Annotated in this window: 19 protein-coding genes; 15 read left to right on the top strand and 4 right to left on the bottom strand. The window is 66.5% G+C overall.

The genetic code is table 11. From position 1 onward, the window contains the following. The 4 genes from C1H66_RS12925 to C1H66_RS12910 all read left to right on the top strand — a co-directional run. On the top strand, nt 1-404 hold a 404-nt coding region (locus tag C1H66_RS12925), incomplete at its 5' end, for an SPASM domain-containing protein (RefSeq protein WP_146010727.1). A 94-nt stretch (nt 405-498) separates the two neighbouring features. Beyond that, nucleotides 499-1,662, top strand: coding sequence for an alcohol dehydrogenase-like regulatory protein ErcA (gene ercA / locus C1H66_RS12920; protein ID WP_102628295.1), 1,164 nt, complete (start codon nt 499-501; stop codon nt 1,660-1,662). Between the two features lie 8 nt (nt 1,663-1,670). Beyond that, nucleotides 1,671-3,398, top strand: a complete 1,728-nt coding sequence (locus C1H66_RS12915; RefSeq protein ID WP_102628294.1) for a PAS domain-containing hybrid sensor histidine kinase/response regulator — start codon at nt 1,671-1,673, stop codon at nt 3,396-3,398. A gap of 262 nt (nt 3,399-3,660) precedes the next feature. Then, on the top strand, nt 3,661-4,254 hold the full coding sequence (locus tag C1H66_RS12910) for a porin (protein WP_102628293.1): 594 nt from the start codon (nt 3,661-3,663) through the stop codon (nt 4,252-4,254). A 72-nt stretch (nt 4,255-4,326) separates the two neighbouring features. On the opposite strand, the gene C1H66_RS12905 is transcribed toward C1H66_RS12910, so the two are convergent. Further along, nucleotides 4,327-4,878: a PaaI family thioesterase gene (locus tag C1H66_RS12905; RefSeq protein WP_102628292.1), complete on the bottom strand. Its 552-nt coding sequence runs from the start codon at nt 4,876-4,878 to the stop codon at nt 4,327-4,329. Nucleotides 4,879-4,883: 5 nt separating this feature from the next. Further along, complete coding sequence (locus C1H66_RS12900; RefSeq protein WP_102628291.1) at nt 4,884-6,374, bottom strand: efflux transporter outer membrane subunit; 1,491 nt, start codon at nt 6,372-6,374, stop codon at nt 4,884-4,886. A gap of 88 nt (nt 6,375-6,462) precedes the next feature. Between C1H66_RS12900 and C1H66_RS12895 the strand changes: the two genes are divergently transcribed. From C1H66_RS12895 to C1H66_RS12860, 8 genes are all read left to right on the top strand, one after another. After that, a complete protein-coding gene (locus C1H66_RS12895) occupies nt 6,463-7,080 on the top strand; it encodes a TetR/AcrR family transcriptional regulator (RefSeq protein ID WP_102628290.1) in 618 nt (205 codons plus the stop codon). Nucleotides 7,081-7,165: 85 nt separating this feature from the next. Next, nucleotides 7,166-8,299, top strand: a complete 1,134-nt coding sequence (locus C1H66_RS12890) for an efflux RND transporter periplasmic adaptor subunit (RefSeq protein ID WP_102628289.1) — start codon at nt 7,166-7,168, stop codon at nt 8,297-8,299. Beyond that, entirely contained in the window at nt 8,296-11,385 is a 3,090-nt protein-coding gene (locus C1H66_RS12885; protein ID WP_102628288.1) for an efflux RND transporter permease subunit, read from the top strand. The genes C1H66_RS12890 and C1H66_RS12885 overlap by 4 nt, the downstream gene beginning before the upstream one ends. Before the next feature lie 12 nt (nt 11,386-11,397). After that, nucleotides 11,398-12,204, top strand: a complete 807-nt coding sequence (locus C1H66_RS12880) for an oxidoreductase (protein WP_102628287.1) — start codon at nt 11,398-11,400, stop codon at nt 12,202-12,204. A gap of 85 nt (nt 12,205-12,289) precedes the next feature. Further along, nucleotides 12,290-13,756: a DHA2 family efflux MFS transporter permease subunit gene (locus C1H66_RS12875; protein ID WP_102628286.1), complete on the top strand. Its 1,467-nt coding sequence runs from the start codon at nt 12,290-12,292 to the stop codon at nt 13,754-13,756. 120 nt (nt 13,757-13,876) lie between these two features. Further along, complete coding sequence (fabF, locus tag C1H66_RS12870; protein WP_240618302.1) at nt 13,877-15,157, top strand: beta-ketoacyl-ACP synthase II; 1,281 nt, start codon at nt 13,877-13,879, stop codon at nt 15,155-15,157. A gap of 402 nt (nt 15,158-15,559) precedes the next feature. Then, a complete protein-coding gene (gene nosP, locus C1H66_RS12865) occupies nt 15,560-16,747 on the top strand; it encodes a nitric oxide-sensing protein NosP (RefSeq protein WP_102628284.1) in 1,188 nt (395 codons plus the stop codon). Continuing rightward, complete coding sequence (locus C1H66_RS12860) at nt 16,722-19,307, top strand: hybrid sensor histidine kinase/response regulator (protein ID WP_240618301.1); 2,586 nt, start codon at nt 16,722-16,724, stop codon at nt 19,305-19,307. Before nosP ends, C1H66_RS12860 begins: the two co-directional genes overlap by 26 nt. Before the next feature lie 4 nt (nt 19,308-19,311). Here C1H66_RS12860 and C1H66_RS12855 read toward each other — a convergent pair whose 3' ends face one another. Next, nucleotides 19,312-19,980: a response regulator gene (locus tag C1H66_RS12855; protein ID WP_102628302.1), complete on the bottom strand. Its 669-nt coding sequence runs from the start codon at nt 19,978-19,980 to the stop codon at nt 19,312-19,314. A 312-nt stretch (nt 19,981-20,292) separates the two neighbouring features. Here C1H66_RS12855 and C1H66_RS12850 point away from each other — a divergent pair, with 312 nt between their 5' ends. Genes C1H66_RS12850 through C1H66_RS12840 form a run of 3 tightly spaced genes read left to right on the top strand, consistent with a single transcriptional unit; the run spans nt 20,293 to nt 22,644 of the window. Beyond that, nucleotides 20,293-21,222 carry an ABC transporter substrate-binding protein gene (locus C1H66_RS12850; protein WP_102628282.1) on the top strand — a complete coding sequence of 310 codons (930 nt, stop codon included), beginning with the start codon at nt 20,293-20,295 and terminating at the stop codon, nt 21,220-21,222. Further along, the gene (locus tag C1H66_RS12845) at nt 21,219-21,980 is read left to right on the top strand and encodes an ABC transporter permease (RefSeq protein ID WP_102628281.1); all 762 of its coding nucleotides are present in this window, start codon (nt 21,219-21,221) and stop codon (nt 21,978-21,980) included. Before C1H66_RS12850 ends, C1H66_RS12845 begins: the two co-directional genes overlap by 4 nt. Next, nucleotides 21,973-22,644 carry an ABC transporter ATP-binding protein gene (locus tag C1H66_RS12840; protein WP_102628280.1) on the top strand — a complete coding sequence of 224 codons (672 nt, stop codon included), beginning with the start codon at nt 21,973-21,975 and terminating at the stop codon, nt 22,642-22,644. The genes C1H66_RS12845 and C1H66_RS12840 overlap by 8 nt, the downstream gene beginning before the upstream one ends. Here C1H66_RS12840 and C1H66_RS22640 read toward each other — a convergent pair. After that, nucleotides 22,604-22,837, bottom strand: coding sequence for a hypothetical protein (locus C1H66_RS22640; RefSeq protein WP_146010726.1), 234 nt, complete (start codon nt 22,835-22,837; stop codon nt 22,604-22,606). The genes C1H66_RS12840 and C1H66_RS22640 overlap by 41 nt on opposite strands. Nucleotides 22,838-22,948 lie beyond the last annotated feature (111 nt).

Below are 22,948 nucleotides of genomic sequence, written 5' to 3'. Positions count from 1 at the left end.
CGTGCATGGGGGGCTGGGGGTCGATCTTCATGACCGTGGCTCCCGACGGCACGGTACTGCCCTGCAATAGCGCTCGCGACCTGCCGATGCGGTTTCCCCGTGTCCACGAGCATTCGCTGGAGACGATCTGGTACCAGAGCGCCGCCTTCAACCGCTTCCGTGGCGATGCCTGGATGCCGGCTCCCTGCCGCGACTGCGACGAACGCCATCAGGACCACGGCGGCTGCCGCTGCCAGGCCTACCTGCTCACCGGCGACCCCACCGCCACCGACCCGGTCTGCGACCTGTCGCCGGATCACCACCTGATCGAGGCCGCCCGCGCGGAGGCCGACGGGGACGCCCGGGGCCTCGGCGAGCTGGTGTCCCGCAATGCCCGGGAGTCACGGGTCTTCTGCCGTGGCTGAGAGGGGCGGGGGGTGAGACGATGGATGTAGGGCGGCACGCCGAGGGATCGCGTAGTCTCTTGTCGATAACAATATCGAGAGGCGGGACAGCGCCATGTCGCATAGCATCGCCCAACTGCGCAAGTTCGTGGCCCCGGAGATCATCTTCGGCGATGGCTCCCGTCATGCGGTGGCCAACTACGCCCAGACATTCGGCGCCGACAAGATCCTGCTGGTCTCCGATCTCGGGGTACTGGCCGCTGGCTGGGTCGACGAGGTCGAGGCCGACCTGGCCGCTGCCGGGATTCCCTGCCAGCGCTTCCTGCAGGTGTCGCCCAATCCCCGCGCCGAGGAGGTCATGGCCGGGGCCCGGGTCTACCGCGACCACGGCTGCAGCGCCATCGTCGCGGTGGGCGGCGGCAGCCCCATGGACTGCGCCAAGGGGATCGGCATCGTGGCCGCCCACGATGGCCATATCCTCGACTTCGAGGGCGTCGACACCATCCGCGTGCCGATCCCGCCGCTGATCTTCATTCCCTCCACCGCCGGGACCTCGGCCGACGTCTCGCAGTTCGCGATCATCTCCGACCCGCTGCGGCGCATGAAATTCTCCATCGTCAGCAAGGCGGTGGTCCCCGATGTCTCGCTGATCGACCCCCAGGTCACCCTGACCATGGATCCGTTCCTCACCGCCTGCACCGGGGTCGATGCGCTGGTCCACGCCATCGAGGCGTTCGTCTCCACCGGCAGCGGCCCGCTCACCGACAGCCACGCCCTGGAGGCCATGCGCCTGATCAACGGCCATCTCGAGGCACTGGTCGCCAACCCCCAGGACGGCGAGCTGCGCGCCCAGGTGATGCTGGGCAGCATGCAGGCCGGCCTGGCCTTCTCCAACGCCATCCTCGGCGCGGTGCACGCCATGTCGCACAGCCTCGGCGGTTTCCTCGACCTGCCCCATGGCCTGTGCAACTCGATGCTGCTAGAGCATGTGGTGGCCTTCAATTTCGAGGCCGCGCCGGAGCGCTTCACGCGGGTGGCCGAGACCCTGGGCATCGACTGCCGCGGGCTCGGTCCACGGCAGGTCAGGCAGCGGCTCATCGACCACCTGGTCGCCCTTAAGCGAGCGGTCGGCCTCAACGGCACCCTGGGTAGCGCCGGGGTGCGGATCGGCGATGTACCGTTCCTCACCGAACACGCCATGGAGGATCCCTGCATCCTGACCAACCCGCGCCGCTCCTGTGAGCGCGACGTCGCCGTGGTCTACGAAGAAGCGCTGTAGGAAGACCGATGAAGAAACCCTCCGACCCCGGTGGCCTCTCGGTCAGCGACCTCATCGGCCTGGGCAGCCAGTCGGCGCGCAAGAGCTACTATCCTGAATTGACCGCCCGCATGGCCGAGCTCGAGGCCGAGCGGAACCGCTACAAGTGGTTGTTCGAGAACGCCCTGCACGGCATCTTCCAGGCCTCGCTGGCCGGGGGGGTGCGCGCCGCCAACCCGGCGCTGGCTCGCATGCTGGGCGACGACTCGGTCGACGCCACCCAGGCGCGCTGTACCACCCTGGCGGCGCTGTTCGTCGACCCGGAGGATGCCGCCGAGCTGCAGCGTCGGGTCGTCGCCGAGGGGCGGGTCGTCGGCTATACCACCCGGCTGCGCGGACAGCGCGGCCGCGACGTGCCGGTGGCCATGACCCTGGTGCAGAAACCGTCGTCGGACGACGAGCCCCTGGTCGAGGCCTTCGTGGCCGATATCACCGAGCGTGAACAGGCCCGCCAGCGGCTGATGCAACTCAACGAGCAGCTCGAGGGCCGGGTGCAGGAACGCACCGAGGCCCTGGAGCGGGTCAATGCCGAGCTGCGCCAGGAGATCGCCGAGCGGCGACGCATGGAGGCCGAGTTGCGTGAGGCGCGCGACGCCGCCGAGCAGGCCAATCGCAGCAAGGATCGCTACCTGGCGGCCGCCAGCCACGACCTGCTGCAGCCGATGAACGCGGCACGGCTGCTGGTGGCGACCCTGCTCGAGCGGCCCCTGGACGGCGAGGTGCGCGATCTTTCCGAACGCATCCACCTGTCGCTGGAGGGCGCCGAGGACCTGCTCACCGACCTGCTCGACATCGCGCGGCTCGATCACGATCGTATCCAGCCACAGCCCGAGACCTTCGCGCTGCGTGAGCTGATCGCGAGCCTGGAGGCGGAATTCGTCTCGCTGGCCGGCAGCCGGGGGCTGACGTTTCGTCATCGCGTCGCCGAGGCCTGGGTGGTCAGCGACTTCCGCCTGCTCGGGCGGGTACTGCGCAACTTTCTCTCCAATGCCTGCCGTTATACCCGGCGTGGCGGGGTGCTGCTGGGTACCCGCCGGCGTGGCGATACGCTGTGGATCGAGGTGTGGGACAGCGGCCCCGGCATCCCCGCGGATCAGCGCCGGGCGATCTTTCGCGAGTTCCACCAGCTCGGGACATCCCGCGCCCGCGACCGCCAGGGCGTGGGGTTGGGGCTGGCGATCGTCGAGCGCATCGTGACCCGCCTGGGGCACCAGATCGAGGTGCGCTCCTGGCCGGGGCAGGGCTCCTGCTTCGCGGTCGGGGTGCCGCTGGGGGCAGCGGCCGGACCGCGCCATCCGCCGGCGGCGTCCGTGGCGATGGGGCACGACCTGGCCGGCGGCCGGGCGCTGGTGGTGGACAACGAGCCCAGCATCCTGTCCAGCATGCAGGGCCTGCTCGAGGGGTGGGGCATGCACTGTGACCTGGCCTTCGACGCCGGAGAGGCGCGGGTGTCGCCCCCTCCGGACGTGTTGCTGGTGGACCTGCATCTCGACGACGGTCTCACCGGCGATGTCCTGATCCAGCGACTGCGCGATCATTGGCAGTGTCCGCTACTGCCGGCGGTGATCATTACCGCCGATCGCAGCGATCACTGGATTCAACGCCTGCGGGCGGCGAACCTGCCGGTGCTCAACAAGCCGCTCAAGCCCGGCAAGCTGCGTGCCGTGCTCAGTCAATTGCTGGCTCAGGCGCACTGAGGCGTCCCGCGCGACCACGACGCTGCCTCCTCCCTTGGCATGGTGCGGGGGGCTCTTGAGGAGGGCGACGCAGGGGGCATGGCCCGTGCGGCGACCTCGGTACGGGCCCCCACCGCTGGCTCCCGACGGGACCGGCAGGCCTGGCACCAAGGCAGCAGAGGAGTCGCCCCACGGCAGCATGGTGGCGGGTCGCGCCGCTCTCGATACTCCCTTCCCGGGGCCGCATCCGGCGGCCCGTCAACGGGCAAGGGAGAACCATCGTATGCGTCCTATCACCCCCCTGGGGTTCAGCCTCGCGACCCTGCTGGTCGCCACCAGCTATGCCGCCCAGGCGGATATCGTCCTCTACGATCGCGATGACACCACCTTCAGCGCCGATGGCTATATCAACGCCTTCTACGTCAACACCGAGGTCGATTCGGCCGACCCCGCCGGCGACCGCCGTCAATCGCGGGTCAAGATGGGCTTCCTACCCAACTGGATCGGCTTCAATGCCTCGCGCCACGTCGGCAGCCTGGAGCTGGGGGCGCGGTCGTCGTTCTGGATGACCATCAACGACAGCGACGACAACGGCACCGAGACCGGCATCGACGTGCGTCAGTTCCATGGCACCATCGGCGGTGACTGGGGGGAGGTGCTGGTGGGCAAGGACTTCGGCCTGTTCGCGCGCTCCAACATCTTCCTCGACCAGCTGCTGTCCGGTTACGGGCAGGTCAGCGATACGCTGGAACGGCGCTACGAGAAGGCGCCACGCTTCGAGTCCGAACTGACCTGGGAGGCGGCGCTGGGGGATGTCGAATTATTCAGCTGGTTGAACGGGGTGTCCGCTCCAATTGGACCACTTCAGAACGCATGAAGAGGGGCAGCCGTGGTGCCAGGTGGCGGTACCACAGGGCTATGCCATTAGCACCACCGCCAGTCCCATCTTCTACGAAACCTGGTCGAAGACCAGGCACGTTGTGCTCGCGTGGGCGTAGAGCTTGCCGTCCGGTCCGAAGAGCCGGCCTTCCGCCGTCGCCACCTGGCGGCCGCCGTGGACTAGTCGGCCTTCCGCGCGTACCAGCGGCACCGCGTCGGTGAGTGCGCGGACGAGATTGAGCTTCAATTCCAGGGTCGTGTAGGCCTTGCTCGCCGGCAGCGTGGAATGCACGGCGCATCCCATCGCCGTGTCGAGCATGGTCGCAAACCAGCCGCCGTGCACCGTGCCCATCGGGTTGTAGTACTTGGAGCCCGGGTGTCCTTGGAATACCGCATATCCAGGCTCGATGAGAACCGGTGCGAAGTCGAGCGTGACGGCCATTGGTGGGGGCGGCAGCTCGCCGGCGAGGAGCGCCTGGAATATCTGCAATCCGCTGCGTCCGGCGACCTGGGCAGGCGACGCCACGCCGGGAACGGTCTGGAGACGGGCACGCACGGCCGCTTCCTCGGTCTGCCAGCGAGCCAGCGTTTCTTCGGAGCTCATCACTTCGGTCGTGGTCATTTCGCTTACCTGTAGTCGGTAGTGGAGAGGTCACCGTAGAGGCGGTCGCTGCTTGCAGGCCGCGCATCCCACCCGCCTCCCAAAGCCCGGAAGGAGGCAATGGCGGCGCGCGCCGCTTCGGTTTGCGCCTGGGCCTTCGCGTCGCGCACCTGCAGCAGGTTGCCGTCGGCATTGAGCACCTCGATCAGGCTGACGATGCCGCCTTCGTAGGCGGCAAGCGAATTCTCGCGGGCACTGGCGAGCGACGCCTCCCCCTGCGCCAAGATGCCGACCTGGGCCTCGCGTTGGACGAGGGCGGAAAAGGCGTTCTCTACCTCCTCGGCCGCCCGCAGCACGGCCAGCCGGTAGGCCGCGAGCGCCTCGGCCTCCTGGCCACGCGCGGCGGCGATCTGCGCCTCGACGCGACCGAAGTCGAACAGGCGCCAGCGCAGCCCGAGGACGCCCTGGGCCTGGCTGGCATCGCCAGAGAAGAGGTTGCCGCTCGAGATCGTGGTGACGCTGCCCAGCAGGGCGCCGAGCGAGAGCTTGGGATAGTACTCCGACATCGCCACGCCGATGCGTGCGTTCGCTGCAGCGAGGCGCCGCTCGGCCACGATGAGATCCGGCCGGCGCCGAATCATCTCGGCCGGGGTGCCGGTCTCGGCCAGCCCCGGTGCGACCGGGATCGGCTCCGCCGGGCTCAAGTCGGCGCGGTAGGTCCCAGGCTGCGCGCCGAGCAGCACGTCCAGCGCGTTCATCGCCGCGTCGAGCCCCGTTTCCAGGACGGGAATCTGCGCCTCGACTTGAGCGAGCGAACCCTCGGCCTGATGCATCTGCAGCTCGGCCGCGATCCCCTGCTCGTACTGGAACCTGATCGTGTCGAGTAGTTGGCGACGGGTCTCGGCCTGTTGCCTGACGATCGCGAGGTGCTCCTGCAGGCCTCGGATCGTGACGTAGACATCCGCCGTGTGCGCGGCCACGGCCAGCCGTGTCGCGACGGCGCCGGCTTCGGATGCCGCGTACTCCGCGCGCGCGGCTTCCCGTCCTCGCCGCAGGCCGCCAAACATATCGACCTCCCAGCCCGCCTCGAGGTTGGCCTCGTAGGCACTGCCGCTGCGATCGAAATCGGGCGTGGCAGACAGCACCTGCCCCAGCGGGGTCTCGATCGACTGGTATACTTCCGCACCGTGAGCGTTCACGCTGGCCGATGGCAGCAGTGCGGCATCGGCCTGGCGCAGCGAGGCACGCGATTGGGCGACACGGGCCGCTGCTTGCGCGATGTCCAGGTTCTGCTCGAGGGCGAGGCTGACGAAGCGCACCAGCAAGGGATCGTCGAAGGCGGCCCACCAGACCTGGAGATCCGCCTGGCTCTGGACTTCCCGCTGCTCGACGCTCTCCTGCCCGAGGAAGCGAGCCGACAGGGCAGTTTCGGGCGGCCGGTAGTCCGGGCCGACCGCGCAGCCCGACAATACACTGGCACTCAACAGAAGGGCGAGAGAGCGAGGGCGGGCAAGCATGAGCGTCTCCTGAGTGGAATTGCCGAAGTGACTATAGTCCAATATAGTCACTAGTTGTCAAACCCGAAATATCGAGGTGTGGTGTCTCATGAGTGAAAACGCGTCTTCCGCCCCCCAATCGCGCGGCCCTGCCGATCACAATGTTCGCGAGCAGATCGTGGAGGCCGCCGAAGAGCACTTCAGCCACTACGGTTACGACAAGACCACGGTCTCCGACCTGGCCAAATCAATTGGTTTTTCCAAGGCTTACATCTACAAGTTCTTCGATTCCAAGCAGGCCATCGGCGAGGCCATCTGCTCCAGGACCTTGAGCGCCATCATCGTCGCGGTCGAAGAGGCCGTGGCCGACGCGCCCACGGCAACGGAAAAATTCCGCAGAATGTTCAAGGCGTTAGTGGCGACCGGCTCGAATCTGTTCTTCAATGATCGCAAGCTGTACGACATCGCCGCGCACTCCGCCGGTGAGGGCTGGCCGTCTGCCCGCGCCTATGTGCGGCGCATCGAGCAGATCCTGATGGAGATCGTCCGCGAGGGGCGCGAGAGCGGTGAGTTCGAGCGCAAGACGCCGCTGGACGAGACGGTGCATTCGATCTTTCTGGTCATGCAGCCCTATGTGAATCCACTCCTGCTCCAGTACAACCTCGATCTCGTCGAGGAGGCGCCGGTGCAGCTGTCGAATTTAGTGCTGCGCAGCCTGGCTCCTTAGTTCCCTGGCGAACCCTGCGAGTGACTATTTACAAATTTGGTCACTCGTCATAAGCTGTGAGATATCCGTCTTCCCGGAGATCTCCATGCTCAAGCGCCGTGATGTCCCATTCCTTACCGTCATCGCTCTGCTGCCGCTTGCCTTGGCAGCGTGCAGCGATGCCACCTCTTCAATCGATCCGCGGACGCAGACTCCCCTGGTGCGAGTAGCGGAGGTGGCGCCCTCCGCCCAGGCGGAGCGTTCGTTCACCGGCGTCATTGCGGCGCGAGTGCAAAGCGACCTCGGCTTCCGCGTACCCGGCAAGATCCTCGAGCGCTTGGTCGATACCGGGCAGACCGTCGAACGCGGCCAGCCGCTCATGCGCATCGATCCCACGGACCTGCAGCTCGCCACGCGCGCCTTTGAGGAGGCCGTGGCCGCCGCCAGGGCGCGTGCACGCCAGACCGCGGATGACGAGGCGCGCTACCGCGCTCTCGTTTCCCGGGGCGCAGTGTCGGCATCGGCCTACGACAACGCCAGGGCGGCCGCCGAGTCGGCACGGGCGGAACTCAATGCAGCCGAGGCCCGGGCCAATGTTGCTCGCAACGAAGCGAACTATGCGGTCCTGCTCGCCGACGCGGACGGCGTGGTGGTGGAAACCCTGGCGGAGCCGGGCCAGGTCGTCGCGGCCGGCCAGGTGGTCGTACGTGTGGCGCATGCCGGACACCGCGAGGCGATCGTCGCGTTGCCCGAGACCCTGCGCCCGACGCTCGGCTCCACCGGCCGTGCGACCTTGTATGGCAATGGACTCACGGGCGCTGCGACGCTTCGCCAGTTGTCGGATGCCGCCAACCCTCAGACGCGAACCTTCGAGGCCCGCTACGTGCTGGAGGATGGACTGGCGGATGCGCCACTGGGCTCGACCGTTTCCATTCATATTTCTGACCGTCGGACCGACTCGGCACTGCAGGTACCGATCGGCGCGATCTTCGATCCGGGTCGGGGGCCCGGCGTATGGCTGGTCGAAGGAGAGGGAAGCGAGCCAGGGCCTCGGGCCACCTGGCGTGCCGTGCAAGTGGCCAGCCTCAGCGACGAAGCGGCGTCGATCGTCGGCGACCTCGAAGCGGGCGATCGCGTCGTGGCGCTCGGCGCGCATCTGCTGCACGAGGGCGAGCAGGTGCGATTCGCCGAGAGCGAGGTTGCACCAGGCTTGGCCGTTAACGGCGGAGAGCAGCGATGAGCGGCTTCAATCTCTCTGCCCTCGCGGTACGCGAGCGCTCGGTCACCCTGTTTCTTATGGTGGCGATCTTCATCGCCGGCATCGTGGCCTTCCTGACGCTGGGCCGGGCAGAGGACCCCGCCTTTACCATCAAGCAGATGACCGTGGTCACGGCCTGGCCCGGGGCCACGGCCCAGGAGATGGAGGAACTGGTCGCCGAGCCGCTGGAAAAGCGCATGCAGGAACTGCGCTGGTATGACCGGACCGAGACCTTTACGCGACCGGGCCTAGCCTTCACCACGGTGTACCTGCTCGACAGCACGCCGCCTGCCGAGGTCCCCGAGCAGTTCTACCAGGCGCGCAAGAAACTCGGCGACGAGGCCGGCAGCCTGCCGCGTGGCGTCATCGGCCCGATGGTGAACGACGAATACGCCGATGTGACCTTTGCGCTCTACGCGTTGAAGGCCACGGGCGAGCCTCATCGACATCTCATCCGTGAGGCAGAGAGCCTGCGCCAGCGCCTGCTTCACGTGCCGGGCGTCAAGAAGGTGAACATCATCGGCGAGCAGGCCGAACGGATCTTCGTCGAATTCTCCCATGACCGCCTCGCGACTCTAGGCGTCTCCCCTCAAGCCCTCTTCGCGGCACTGAACGGGCGCAACGTGATGACGCCCGCCGGCTCGATCGAAGCCCACGGTCCGCAGGTCTTCATCCGGCTGGACGGGGCGATCGACGACCTCGAAGCGATCCGTAATACCCCGGTCACCGCGCAAGGCCGTACGCTGAAGCTCGGCGACATCGCCGAGGTGAAGCGGGGCTACGAGGATCCAGCCACCTTCCTCATCCGCAACGACGGCGAACCGACCTTGCTGCTCGGCGTAGTCATGCGCGAGGGCTGGAACGGCCTTGAGCTCGGCGAGGCACTGGAGGCGGAGGCAGCGGCGATCAACGCCGAGATGCCGCTGGGCATGAGCCTGTCCAAGGTCACAGACCAGTCGGTCAATATCAGTTCGGCCGTTGACGAGTTCATGCTCAAGTTCTTCGCCGCCCTCGGCGTGGTGATGCTGGTGGGCTTCCTCAGCATGGGCTGGCGCGCCGGCATCGTGGTCTCGGCAGCGGTGCCCCTGACCCTGGCCGCGGTCTTCATCGTCATGGCGGCCACCGGCAAGGACTTCGACCGGATCACGCTGGGCTCGCTGATCCTGGCGCTGGGGCTTTTGGTCGACGATGCCATCATCGCCATCGAGATGATGGTGGTGAAGATGGAGGAAGGCTACGACCGCACCCGCGCCGCGGCCTATGCCTGGAGCCATACCGCCGCGCCCATGCTCTCCGGGACCCTGGTGACGGCGATCGGCTTCATGCCGAACGGCTTCGCCAGGTCCACCGCCGGCGAGTACGCCGGCAATATGTTCTGGATCGTCGGCATGGCGTTGATCGCGTCGTGGATCGTGGCGGTCGTGTTCACGCCCTACCTGGGGGTGAAGCTGCTCCCGAACTTCGAGAAACGTGAGGGCGGGCATGAGGCGATCTACGATACGCCACGCTACAACAGCTTCCGCCGGTTGCTGGGTTCGGTGATCCGGCGCAAATGGCTGGTTGCGGCGGGCGTGATCGGTGCCTTCGTCGTCGCGGTCCTGGGCATGGGCGTGGTCAACAAGCAGTTCTTTCCGACTTCCGATCGGCCCGAGGTGCTGGTCGAAGTGCAGATGCCGTATGGCACCGCGATCGAGCAGACGAGTGCGGTGACCGCCAAGGTCGAGGCCTGGCTGGCCGAGCAGCCGGAAGCGACGATCGTGACCGCCTACGTCGGCCAGGGGGCGCCGCGCTTCTACCTCGCCATGGCGCCGGAGCTGCCCGATCCCTCGTTCGCCAAGATCGTCGTCCTGACGGACGACCAGGCGGCGCGTGAGGCACTCAAGCTCAGGCTGCGACAGGCGGTGGCCAACGGCCTGGCGCCGGAGGCGCGCGTACGGGTGACCCAGTTGGTGTTCGGCCCCCCCTCGCCGTTCCCCGTGGCCTTCCGCGTGATGGGGCCCGCCCCCGACACGCTGCGTGACATCGCGGCGCAGGTGCGTGCCGTGATGCAGGCCTCTTCCCAGATGCGGACGGTCAATACCGACTGGGGCGAGCGCGTGCCCACGCTGCGTTTCTCGCTCGATCAGGACCGGCTGCAGAGCCTCGGCCTGACCTCGAGCGACGTGGCCCAACAGCTGCAGTTCCTGTTGAGCGGCGTCCCCATTACCGAGGTGCGCGAAGACATCCGGTCGGTGGAGGTCGTAGCCCGCTCTGCCGGAGACTCGCGGCTCGATCCGAGCAAGATCGATGATTTCACCCTGGTTGGCGCGGCCGGTCAGCGGATTCCGCTGTCGCAGATCGGGACGGTGGACGTCCACATGGAAGACCCGATCCTGCGCCGCCGCGATCGCATGCCGACGATCACTGTGCGCGGCGATATCGCCGAGGGCCTGCAGCCGCCGGACGTGTCCACCGCCGTGTGGAAGGAACTGCAGCCGATCATCGCCGAACTGCCGACCGGCTACCGGATCGAGCAAGGCGGTTCCATCGAGGAATCCGGCAAGGCGAATCGCGCCATGGCGCCGATCTTCCCCATCATGATCGCCCTGACGCTGATCACGATCATCTTCCAGGTCCGCTCGATCTCCGCCATGACGATGGTCTTCGCCACCGCGCCACTGGGCCTCATCGGGGTCGTGCCCACCCTGCTGGTGTTCCAGCAGCCGTTCGGCATCAACGCCCTCGTTGGCCTGATTGCGCTGGCCGGCATCCTGATGCGCAACACCCTCATCCTGATCGGCCAGATTCACGACAACAAGAAGGCAGGACTCGCGCCCTTCGACGCCGTGGTCGAGGCCACCGTGCAGCGCGCCCGCCCGGTCATCCTGACCGCGCTCGCCGCCATCCTGGCCTTCATCCCGCTCACCCAGTCGGTGTTCTGGGGAACGCTGGCCTACACCCTGATCGGCGGCACCTTCGCCGGGACGGTGCTGACCCTGGTGTTCCTGCCGGCAATGTACGCCATCTGGTTCAGGATCAAGCCGGCCCCGTCGCAAAGCTGGGCGCCTTCATCCCAAGCCTCCCTATAAAGAGGAACTACCATGTCGAATTCCAAAGTTGTCATCGTTACCGGCGTGTCATCGGGCATCGGACGTGCCGCCGCGGTGAAGTTCGTCGAGCAGGGTTGCCGGGTGTTCGGCACCGTGCGCAACACGGCAAAGGCACAGCCAATACCGGGAGTCGAGCTGGTCGAGATGGATATTCGTGACGAAGCGTCAGTTCAACATGGAATCCAGACCGTCATCGCTCAGGCCAAGCGCATCGACGTGCTCGTCAACAGCGCTGGCGTGACCCTGCTCGGCGCAACGGAGGAGACGTCGATTGCCGAAGCCCAGACGCTGTTCGACACCAACCTCTTCGGCCTCTTGCGCACGACCAAGGCGGTGCTGCCACACATGCGCGAGCAGCGTTCTGGTCGCATCGTCAACCTCAGCTCGGTGCTGGGCTTTCTGCCTGCGCCGTACATGGGACTCTATTCGGCATCCAAGCATGCCGTCGAAGGGCTATCCGAGACCCTGGATCACGAGGTGCGCAACTTCGGCATCCGCGTGGCGCTTGTCGAACCCTCCTTCACCAAGACCAACCTGGATCTCAATGCGCCCCAAACAGCTTCCAGAATCCCTGACTACAGCAAGGAGCTAGGCGTCGTTTCCCAAGCCATCCAAAACAATGTCCAAAAAGCGCCCGAGCCCGATGGGGTCGCCACCACGATTGTCGATGCCGCGTTGGGTGCATGGAAAATGCGGCACACGCCCAAAGGCGAGGCTTCTCTTCTGAGGAAATTACGCCGCTTCATGCCCGCTGGCCCGGTCGAGAAAGGCCTCAGAAAAACGTTTGGGATCGCCTGAATCGATCCCAACCGTCTAGCAGCTGCAAGTGCTCACAGAGCTTGGCTCTGTGGGTTCAGGCGCACCAAACGACCGGAAGAACCCCATGACCGACCCGGACAGCCAGACCATCATGTCCTCGCCTGCCACCATGGCGCAGGCGTTGCCAAGCCTGCCCCCCAGCGCCGCCTCACCATGGCCGGTGTTCTGGGTGGCCAGCGTGGCGGTGTTTCTTGTCTCCATGGACGGCACCATGCTGTTCGCAGCCTTCAGCGCCTTGCGGGCAGGTTTTCCGCAGGCCACTGCGGCAGACCTTTCGTGGGTACTCAATGCCTACACCGTGGTCTATGCCGCGATGCTGATCCCATCCGGCGGGTTGGCAGACAAGCATGGGCGCAAGAAGGTGTTTCTCGTTGGCGTTGCGCTGTTTCTGGCGGCTTCTGTCGCCTGTGGCTTGGCAACCAGCGTGGAGTGGCTGGTCGCGGCAAGAGCCCTGCAGGCCATGGGGGCGGCATTGCTGACGCCCGCATCGCTCTCGCTCGTGCTGGCGGCGTTCCCGACAAACAAACGTGCCGTGGCTGTCAGTCTATGGGGCGCGGTCGGTGGTCTGGCGGCGGCGGTCGGCCCCAGCCTAGGGGCATTCGTGATCGCATCGCTCGGGTGGCAGTGGGCGTTCTACCTGAATGTGCCGTTGGGCATTCTTGCCATATGGCGCGGCGCAACGCTGCTGACGGAAGCGAAGCAGCCAGCCCGGGGGCGCCCGCTGGACCTGGTGGGGATGGGCTTGCTGATCGTCGGCATCGGCGCCTTGGCGCTGTCCATCGTGCAAGCGGAGTCGCCTGACTGGTCACGCCATGAGCTGCTTGGCGCTGCGGGCATCGGGTTGGCGAGCATCATCGGATTTGTTGCCTGGGCTCGGGTTGCCACCATGCCATTGGTGGACTTGAGCCTGTTTCGCAACGCCACATACCGCTACGTCAACCTTGCAACGCTGAGCTTCGGCATCGCGTTCTCGATGATGTTTTTCGCTTTCTTTTTCTACATGAATTCGATCTGGCACTACTCGCTGCCACTGGCTGGCCTGGCGATGGCGCCCGGGCCGCTGCTGGTGGTTCCTGTGGCTGCTTTGTCAGGTCGATTGGCGAGTCGGTATGGTCACCGCCCGCTGCTGGTCGGGGGGTGCCTGATCTACGCGGCCAGCGCACTGTGGTTTTTGCTGGTGCCGGGCAGTGAGCCCGCGTATCTGACACACTGGTTACCGGGCATGCTGTTCAGTGGCATTGGCGTGGGCATGGTGTTGCCTTCACTGTCGGGAGCTGCTGTCAGCCACTTGCCCTCAGACCATTACGCCGTAGGCGGTGCCATCAACCAGGCGATACGGCAAATCGGCTCGGTCATGGGGGTCGCCCTTACCGTACTGCTGTTGGGCGGTGCCGGTTTGCAGCGTGCAGATTTCAATGCGGTCTACCTGTGCCATATGAGTTTGGCGCTTTTGACCGCAGCCCTGTGTTTCCCCGTCAACACCTTCTCCGCAGCTATCCCCAAAGCTCGTGACTCCGATTCAAGTCCATAAACCACGCCATCTGGTTCAGGATCAAGCCGGCGGCGAAGGGAGACGCCGTTTCCGGAGGGCGAACGGAGCCCGTTGCGGTCTAAGCACATCGTCCGGGGACGGGCGCTCTGGGCATCACGAATGGCAAATGAGGAATCGAATATGCGTCGAGTTGTTGTGACCGGCCTGGGGCTGGTTTCCCCTTTGGCCGCAGGCGTAGAGGCCACTTGGGCCCGGCTCTTGAACGGAGAGTCCGGCATCGGGTACTTGCCCGAGACCATGGTACGTGACCTGGCGGTCAAGATCGCCGGGGTAGTCCCGGATCGCGCGGAAGACCCGGCGGCCGGGTTCGATGTCGACGGCGTTGCCCCGCCTAAAGAGCAGCGCAAGATGGACCGCTTCATGCTGCTTGCGCTGGCCGCGGCGGACGAGGCGGTCGCCCAGGCGGGCTGGCGTCCGCAGCGGGCGCACGAGCAAGCCCGCACCGCCACGGTGATCGCCTCCGGGGTAGGTGGCTTTCCGGCCATTGCAGAGGCAGTCCGCACCACCGACACCCGGGGCGCCCGCCGCCTCTCTCCCTTCACCGTGCCCTCCTTTCTGGTCAATCTGGCCGCCGGTCACGTCTCGATTCGCTATGGCTACCAGGGGCCGATCGGGGCACCGGTCACCGCGTGTGCCGCCGGCGTGCAGGCGATTGGCGACGCAGCGCGGCTGATTCGAGCCGACGAAGCGGACGTCGCGATCTGCGGCGGTGCCGAGGCCTGTATCAATGAAGTGAGCCTGGGCGGCTTTGCCGCCGCTCGCGCCCTCTCCACCGCGTTCAACGACACGCCGGCGCGGGCCTCGCGCCCTTTCGACAGCGCCCGGGACGGGTTCGTCATGGGCGAGGGCGCGGGCCTGCTGGTCATCGAGGAACTCGAACATGCGCTTGCCCGTGGCGCTAGGCCAATCGCCGAAATCGTGGGCTACGGCACGACGGCCGATGCTTACCACATAACGTCGGGTCCGGACGACGGCAGTGGCGCCCAGCGAGCCATGTCAAACGCGCTGGCGCAGGCCAGACTGCATCCCGCGGATGTCCAGCACCTCAACGCCCACGCCACCTCCACGCCGTTAGGCGACAGGAGCGAACTCGCGGCGATCAAGGCCGTGTTCGGTGGCGGGGTGGCAGTGAGCGCGACCAAATCGGCGACCGGTCATTTGCTCGGGGCGGCCGGGGGCTTGGAGGCCATTCTGACGATCCTGGCGCTGCGTGACCAGATTGCGCCACCCACACTCAACCTGGAGAACCCGGATCCTGCCGCCGAAGGGCTCGATTTGGTGCGGGGTACAGCACGTCGACTGTCGATGGAACACGCCATATCCAATGGCTTCGGCTTCGGTGGCGTCAACGCCAGCGTCATTTTCCGGTGCTGGCAATGATGCCGAGAATCGTGCGCCCGAGCACTCCCAACGTCGCCGAATGAGGGCATGAATAGAAGGACTACACGGAGCGCAAAGAAGAACGGGTAGTTCATCGTGACCGCCGGGAGTCTGCCCTCCTGCAACGCGAAGCGTTTGGCCATGGAGCTGAGAATGCATGACGAGGGTCAACCCGCCTCATGCATCAGGGGTAGCTAACGGTCTTCAGTATGGATAGCTATGTACTCGAACTGGATCGAGCAGACCGACACCCTGGCGTTGGGCGTTGCCATGTCCTGGTGAGGCGTCTACTACCTTGGTAGTGGCACTGGGGGCCAGGGACGGCACCCAAGTGGCATATCCAGCGAGAGGGCGGCTTCCTATACTGCGAGACACCCCGCCCTTGTTCGCCGAGACCCGCTCATGGACATCGACCTTCCGACGCCGACTGCCGACACTACCGCTCGCCAGGATGCCGTGCTGATCGCCCAGTCGCGGTCCCGGGACCCGGACATGGCCGCCCAGGACCTGGCGCGCAGCCTGTTGCACCCCTGGCTGGGGGGCGTGCTGTTCTTCTGCTCGGCGGAGTACGACCTCGCGGCCTTGGGGCAGGCGCTGGAGCAGCACTTCGGTGGCGTGAGGCTGTGTGGCTGCACCACCGCCGGCGAGATCACCGATGAGGGCTATTGCCGTGGCGGCATCACCGCCATCGGGTTCGATCATCGCGACTTCGCACTCGACTACGCGGTGATAGACGACCTCGACGACTTTTCGCTGCTGGCTGCCCAGCAGCTGACCGACCGCCTGCTCGATCAGTGCCGGCAGGTGGGTATCGCCCCGATCAAGGGCCATACCTTCGCCCTGACGCTGCTCGACGGCCTGTCGGCCAGTGAGGAGCGAGTGCTGGCGACGCTCAATGCGGCGCTCGGCAGCATCCCTCACTTCGGTGGCAGCGCCGGCGACGACAATCGCCTGGCCGGCACCCATGTCTACGGCGACGGCCGCTTCCGCACCGGCGCCGCGGTGGTGGTGATGCTCAATACCGCGCTCGACTTCGAGGTCTTCACCACCCATCACCTGCGGCCGCTCGCCGACAAGCTGGTGGTCACCGCGGCCGATCGCGAGAACCGCCGGGTCATCGAGCTCAATGCCGAGCCCGCCGCCGAGGAGTACGCGCGGCTGGTGGGGTGTCGGGTCGAGGAGCTCGACGAGGAGACCTTCGCCCGTCATCCGCTGGCGGTGCGCCTGCACGATCAGGCCTATGTACGCTCGATCCAGAGGGTCAACGAGGACCTCAGCCTGAGCTTCTACTGCGCGGTGGAGAACGGCATCGTGTTGACCGCCATGCGCGCCGCGCCGATTCTCGATGACCTGCGGGAGGTCCTCGACGGCATCGTGGCGCGGCTGGGTCCGCCCCGGCTGGTGATCGGCTGCGACTGTTTCCTGCGTCGCCTGGAGATCGAGTCGGACGGCAAGAGCGAGGCTGCCTCGGCACTGCTGCGCGACTATCGCGTGGTGGGCTTCAACACCTATGGAGAGCAGTGCAATGGCATGCACCTCAACCAGACCTTCACCGGAGTCGTCATTGGCCAGTCACGCCTCGGAGGCTGACGGCGGCGAGCGCGAGCGGGAGCTCGAGCACGAGATCGCCAAGCTCAAGCGCATCAACGCCGCCCTGATCGAGCGCGTCGAGGCCAGCAACCTGCCGCGCAGCGCCCCCTATGCCGCCTTCGAACACTCGGTGCTGCTCGCCGAGCAGGTGCGTGAACGCACCCAGGCTCTGAACCAGACCACCCACGAGTTGCGGGCCAGCAACCGCCTGCTGGCGGAAGCCCGCGAGCGGGCGGAAACCGCCGGCCAGCACCTGGTCGATGCCATCGAGAGCATCACCGACGCCTTCGTGCTGTTCGATGCCGACCAGTGCATCCAGCGCTTCAACAGCCGTTTCGCCGAGTTCTGGCGCCCGGCGGGCATCCGCATCCGCCAGGGCATGCGCCTGGAGGAGCTGCGCCGGCTGGCGCTGAGCTCGGGGCTGGTGATCAGCGAGCAAATGGGGCATCGCGACCGGCGTACCGTCTATCAACTGCACGACGACCGCTGGGTCCAGGTACATCAGCGGCCCACCCGCGGCGGTGGCCGCGTGATCCTCTACGTCGACATCACCGAGCTCAAGCGTCACGAACACGCCCAGCGCGAACACGCCCTGGCGCAGAAGACGCGCTTGCTGCAGGCCACCGTGGACAGCCTCTCCCAGGGGGTGGCGGTGGTCACCGCCAGCGGCATGCTGGAGATGTGCAACCAGCGCTTTCGTGACCTGACCGGGCTCGAGTCGCTCGAGGTGCCGCATCCGTTCGCCGCGCTGTGTCACTCCAGCCGACTGGTCGACGCCGCGGACGCCGAGGGGGTGACCGCGGCCTGCGAGCGCCGGCTCGAGGACGGCCGGGTGGTGGAGGTGCGCGGCCACGCCATGCCCGGCGGCGGCCAGGTGTTGACCTATACCGATGTCACCGAGCGTATCCGTCACGCCGAGACCCTGCGTGAACGCGAACACTGGATCCGCACCATCACCGACGAACTGCCGGCGATGATCGCCTACCTCGACCACGACCTGCGCTATGTGTTCACCAACCGCGTCTATGAGGAGTGGTACGGCTGGCCCCGCGACCTGCTGCTGGGCGGCGAGATGGAGGCCCTGCACAGTCAGGAGCATTGTGCCCGGTTGCGCCCCTATCTGACCCGGGCCCTGGCCGGGGAGAGCGTCTCCTTCGAGTTCCCGGAGCAGAGCGCCAGTGGCGAACACCGGGTGCTGCTGCGCGCCTATGTGCCGCACTACGACGGCGAGGGCGAGGTGATCGGCCTGTTCGTGCTGATCCGCGATATCACCGAGCGCCGGCGTACCGCCGAGGCGCTGCACCAGGCCTACCAGAACCTCGAGCAACGGGTGCGCGAGCGCACCGCCGAGCTGACCCAGGTCAACGGCCAGTTACGCGAGGAGATCGCCGAGCGTGCCGCCGCGGAACAGCGCCTGCGCGAGGCCAAGGCCGAGGCCGAGGCGGCCAACCTGTCGAAGACCAAGTTCCTGGCCGCGGTCAGTCACGATCTGCTGCAGCCGCTCAACGCCGCGCGGCTGTTTACCGGCGCCCTGGGCGAGCAGGACGTGGCCCCGGGGGGGCAGGAACTGATCGAGCAGATCGGCCGCTCGCTGAAGGATGTCGAGACCCTGCTCGGCACCCTGGTCGACATCTCCAAGCTCGATGCCGGGGTGGTGACCCCGGACGTCGATGCCTTCCCGGTGGCCGAACTGCTCGATGGGCTGGCCCGCGAGTACCGCCAGGTCGCGGCCAGCGAGGGGTTGGGGTTCGACTACGTCCCCAGCAGCGCGGTGGTACGCAGCGACGCCCAGTTGCTGACCCGGGTGGTGCGCAACTTCCTCACCAATGCCATTCGCTATACCGGCGAGGGGCGTATCCTGCTGGGTTGCCGGCGACGTGCCGACGGCCTGGAAATCATGGTCGGCGATACCGGCATGGGGATCGCCACCGAGGAACTGGGGGTGATCTTCCAGGAGTTTCGCCGTTCCCACGCCGCCGGCCGGCGCCAGGATCGCGGCCTGGGGCTGGGCCTGGCGATCGCCGACAAGATCTCGCGCATGCTCGAGCATCCGCTCGCGGTGACCTCGGTCGCCGGGCGTGGTTCGCTGTTCAGCGTGCGCTTGCCCTACGGCGAGCTGGCGCCGCGCAGCCAGCTTTCCCAGGCGCCGACGGCGGCGATGGGTGAGAACGTGCTGGAGGGACGGCGGATCTGGGTGGTCGACAACGATGCCGATATCTGCGAGGCCATGCGCGTGCTGTTGACGCGCTGGGGGTGCCGGGTCGTGGTGGCCGACAGCGAAGCGTCACTGGCCGCCCAGGTGGCGGTGGCCACGGCCCCCGTCGATGTGCTGATCGTCGACTATCATCTCGACCGGGGCGATACCGGGCTGGCGCTCGCCGAGCGCATCAATGCCCGGCGGCAGGGGCCGTTGCCGGTGATGGCGATTACCGCCAATCACAGCGTTGAGCTCAGGCAGCGCATGCGCGAGCTGGGCTATTCGCTGCTGCACAAGCCGGTCAAGCCGCTCAAGCTGCGCATGGCACTGTCACGGCTGGTCACCGGGCGCCTCTCGGGGTAGGCGCTCAGTGCTTGCGGAGATAGGCGCTGAAGTCGATATCGCTGGCCGAGAGGATCGCCTGGACCCGGTTGTGGACTCCGAGCTTGCGCAGGATCGCCGAGACATGGGCCTTGACCGTGGTCTCGGCGATATCGAGGTGATAGGCGATCATCTTGTTCGACTCGCCGCGGGTCATGTGCTCGAGGACCTGCAGCTGCTTGCGGGTCAGGGTCTCGAGTTGCTGAGTGGTGATGGTGTGCTCGCCGCGAGGCGAAGGGCGCTGGGCACTACCGCTGGCGCGGATGATGTCCGACGGCAGGTAGATGTTGCCGTCGAGGATCTGGGCGATGGCGTGGGTCATCTGCTCACGGGGCGACGACTTGGTGATGAAACCCACCGCGCCGTAGGTCACCGCCTGCAGGATCACCTGTTTCTCCTCCTCGGCGGAAATGATCACCACCGGGATGGTCGGCGCCTCGTTGCGCAGCTGGATCAGCCCCGACAGCCCGTGCATGCCCGGCATGTTGAGATCGAGCAGGATCAGGTCGAGGTCGTCGTGCTGCTGCGTCAGCGCCAGGGTCGACTCGAGATCCTGGGTCTCGAGGATCTCGGTATCGGTGAAGCCGTCGCGAATGACCCGGCCGATGGCCTCACGGAAGAGCGGGTGATCGTCGGCGATCAGCAGTTTGTACATGGCGGAGGCCTGATTGTCGTCGTTGTTGTCGAAAGTATGGGCCATGTTATTCATCACGACCTCTCCCGTGGGCGTTCAGCATGGGGGGCGCCTCGATTCGTTGTTGTGATGCCGTTCATTGAACGACATGTCGTGCACCGGTGGGAATGCCACCATTGTCTCTGTGAAGAGGCACCAAAGTACTATTCTGGCGTATGAATGCCCTTCGTTATCGTGCAGGACATGAACCGACACACTCCCTCGTCATGGCATCGTGCTTGCTGGTTTGCATGGTGCCGATTCCTCGTTGCCCTGTGGGTGGGGGCAGGCGGCATGGTGCTCTCCAGTCCCCTGGCCATGGCGGGCGAGGTGCCGGTGCTGAGGCTGAGTGTCCTGCAGTTCGGCACGGCTCACTGGGAGCTGGATCATATCCGGCGTCACGGCTTGGACCGGCAGGCGGGCTTCGAGCTTGAGGTACGTCTGGTGGCGCATTTGCCGGCCTCCCGTATCGCCGTTTCCAGCGGCGACGTGCAGGGCGCCGTCGTCGATCTGATGTGGGCCCAGGCCCGGTATGAGCAGGGTGAGCCTTATCTCTATCTGCCGTTTTCCTCCTCGATTGGCGAAATCCTGGTGGCCGAGGATTCCGAGATCGACTCCATCGTCGACTTGCGGGGCAGGCGAATCGGCGTGGCCGGAGGACCGGACAGCAAGGGCTGGGTGTTGTTGAAAAGGGTGGCGGCCGACCGGGGCCTGGACCTGGAACGGGAAGCCGAGGTCAGCTATGCGGCCCCGCCGTTGCTCGACGAGGCCTTGCGGCGGGGGCGGATCGACGTGCTGGTCACCTACTGGCATTTTGCCGCCAGGCTCAAGGCGGCGGGCGGCGTCCGCACGGCATGGCAGATGGCCGCGCTACTGGATGCCCTGTCGCTGGACCGTGACCTGCCGGTGCTGGGCTATGTGTTTCGCGAGGAGTGGGTGCGCGAGCACCACGACCTGCTGGATCGCTTCGCCGGCTCGCTGGTCGAGGCCAAGCAGCAATTGGCCGAGGAGCCGTCACACTGGGCGGCCATCCGCCCGCTGATGCGGGTGGAAAACGAGGCCGACTTCGAGGCGCTTCGCCAGGGCTTCATTGCCGGCACCCCGGCAGCGCTGGACGCCCGGCGCATCGCCGACCTGCAGCGGTTGCTCGTGCTGACCGGCGCCGCGCCGGACCGGGTGATGCCCGCTCGGCTGTTCTATCGGGCGGAGGTCGAAGGGTCATGAAAGCCGCGCCCTGGATCCACTGGATCGCCCTGCCGACATCGCTGCTGATCTGGGGGCTGGTGGCCGCGCTGCTGGATACCCCTCTGCTGCCCGGCCCCCTGGCCGTGCTCCAGACCCTGTGGGGAGAAGTACGGGCGGGTGAGCTGCAGCACCACCTGGGGGTGACGCTGCGCCGGGTCCTGCTCAGCTTCGCGCTGGCCATGGCGCTGGGCACGCTGCTTGGCGTCTGGATGGGACGCGCACCGCTGGTCAATGCCCTGCTCGATCCGCTGCTGGTGCTGTTCCTCAACCTGCCGGCCCTGGTCACCATCATCCTGCTCTATGTCTGGCTGGGCCTGGTGGAAACGGCGGCGGTGCTGGCGGTGGTGATCAACAAGGTCCCCAATGTGGCCGTGACCGTGCGCGAGGGCGCCCGCAGCCTGGACCATCGGCTGGAGCAGATGGCCGCGGTGTACCATTTCACCCGCTGGCAGCGCCTGGCCCATGTATGGACCCCGCAGCTGTTCCCCTACCTGATGGCGGCGACCCGGGGCGGACTGGCGCTGATCTGGAAGATCGTCCTGGTGGTGGAGCTGCTGGGTCGCTCGGACGGTGTCGGCTTCCAGCTGCACATGGCGTTTCAGGTGTTCGACGTCGCCAGCCTGCTGGCCTATAGCCTGGCGTTCATCGCCGTGGTGCAGGTGATCGAGCTGGCCGTGCTGCAGCCCCTCGAGCGCCGGGCATCGTACTGGCGCCAGGCGGGAGGCCGCCATGCTTGATTTGCGTATCGAGCCCCCCACCTCGTGTCGTTCAGTGCTGGGCACCATCGTCACCGACATCGCCGAAGGCGATCGCATCTGCCTGCTGGGACCCTCGGGCATCGGCAAGACGACCCTGCTCAATGTCATCGTCGGGCTGGATGAGTCGGTCCCTGCCGGCGCGGTGCAGCGGGCCCCGAACCTGCGGATCGGCTACCTCTTCCAGGAGCACCGCCTGCTGCCGTGGCGCACGCTGCGCCAGAACCTGCGACTGGTGGGCGTGCGTCCGCATGAGGTGGAGCCGCTGTTGGCCCAGGTGGGGCTCGCCGGGTGTGGTAATCACTTGCCGGATCAGCTGTCGCTGGGCATGGCGCGTCGTGCGGCCCTGGCGCGCTGCCTGGCCGTCAAGCCGGATTTGCTGTTGCTCGACGAACCCTTCGCGTCGCTCGACCCCCAGCGGGCGCAGTCCCTGCGCAGGCTCATCGGCGAGCTGCTGGAAGCGCGCCCGCGCATGGCGATGATCTGCGTCACCCACGATATCCGCGATGCCGGTGAGCTGGCCAATCGGATCTGGTACCTCGATGGCCAGCCCGCGCGGCTGCAGTGGGATGAGCGGCTGGCGAGCGGCGGTGACGTGGCAGGCATTACCCGGAAGTTGCGCAGCCTGGAGCACAAGGTGGTCTGACGTCCAGCGCCTCGTTCTCTGCAGGATCTGTCATGCCGGCGATGGCATCGGCACCACCGGTCTGCGGGTCGGGGGACCCGGGGCGGGGGTCGTCCCGTCGGGTGCCGTCGTCTGCGGCGCTGCCGTTGCCGAACATGCACCGTGCCAGCATGGCGGCCCGGGCCGGCGTGCTGGTGAGGGGGAATCGGGACATGACAGGAACTCCTCTCGGTGGCTTCATCCCCGGCGGTCAGAAGCCGCAGTGGAAAAACGGGGACATGGGAGAAGCCTAGGCGCACCGGGGCAGGCACCGCTATATGCCAAT

The organism is Halomonas heilongjiangensis, assembly GCF_002879645.1.
Taxonomy (GTDB): Bacteria; Pseudomonadota; Gammaproteobacteria; order Pseudomonadales; family Halomonadaceae; genus Halomonas; species Halomonas heilongjiangensis.
This window is presented reverse-complemented; position numbering and strand designations above follow the sequence as displayed.

Bases quoted from the DNA above. Each gene is read 5' to 3' on its own strand.
- fabF (WP_240618302.1), top strand. From the start codon at position 13,877: ATGGCAAATGAGGAATCGAATATGCGTCGAGTTGTTGTGACCGGCCTG.
- C1H66_RS12905 (WP_102628292.1), bottom strand. From the start codon at position 4,878: ATGACCACGACCGAAGTGATGAGCTCCGAAGAAACGCTGGCTCGCTGG.
- C1H66_RS12840 (WP_102628280.1), top strand. From the start codon at position 21,973: ATGCTTGATTTGCGTATCGAGCCCCCCACCTCGTGTCGTTCAGTGCTG.
- C1H66_RS12895 (WP_102628290.1), top strand. From the start codon at position 6,463: ATGAGTGAAAACGCGTCTTCCGCCCCCCAATCGCGCGGCCCTGCCGAT.
- C1H66_RS12910 (WP_102628293.1), top strand. From the start codon at position 3,661: ATGCGTCCTATCACCCCCCTGGGGTTCAGCCTCGCGACCCTGCTGGTC.
- C1H66_RS12850 (WP_102628282.1), top strand. From the start codon at position 20,293: ATGGTGCTCTCCAGTCCCCTGGCCATGGCGGGCGAGGTGCCGGTGCTG.
- C1H66_RS12885 (WP_102628288.1), top strand. From the start codon at position 8,296: ATGAGCGGCTTCAATCTCTCTGCCCTCGCGGTACGCGAGCGCTCGGTC.
- C1H66_RS12915 (WP_102628294.1), top strand. From the start codon at position 1,671: ATGAAGAAACCCTCCGACCCCGGTGGCCTCTCGGTCAGCGACCTCATC.
- C1H66_RS12900 (WP_102628291.1), bottom strand. From the start codon at position 6,374: ATGCTTGCCCGCCCTCGCTCTCTCGCCCTTCTGTTGAGTGCCAGTGTA.
- C1H66_RS12875 (WP_102628286.1), top strand. From the start codon at position 12,290: ATGACCGACCCGGACAGCCAGACCATCATGTCCTCGCCTGCCACCATG.
- C1H66_RS22640 (WP_146010726.1), bottom strand. From the start codon at position 22,837: ATGTCCCGATTCCCCCTCACCAGCACGCCGGCCCGGGCCGCCATGCTG.
- C1H66_RS12890 (WP_102628289.1), top strand. From the start codon at position 7,166: ATGCTCAAGCGCCGTGATGTCCCATTCCTTACCGTCATCGCTCTGCTG.
- C1H66_RS12855 (WP_102628302.1), bottom strand. From the start codon at position 19,980: ATGTACAAACTGCTGATCGCCGACGATCACCCGCTCTTCCGTGAGGCC.
- C1H66_RS12845 (WP_102628281.1), top strand. From the start codon at position 21,219: ATGAAAGCCGCGCCCTGGATCCACTGGATCGCCCTGCCGACATCGCTG.
- C1H66_RS12880 (WP_102628287.1), top strand. From the start codon at position 11,398: ATGTCGAATTCCAAAGTTGTCATCGTTACCGGCGTGTCATCGGGCATC.
- nosP (WP_102628284.1), top strand. From the start codon at position 15,560: ATGGACATCGACCTTCCGACGCCGACTGCCGACACTACCGCTCGCCAG.
- ercA (WP_102628295.1), top strand. From the start codon at position 499: ATGTCGCATAGCATCGCCCAACTGCGCAAGTTCGTGGCCCCGGAGATC.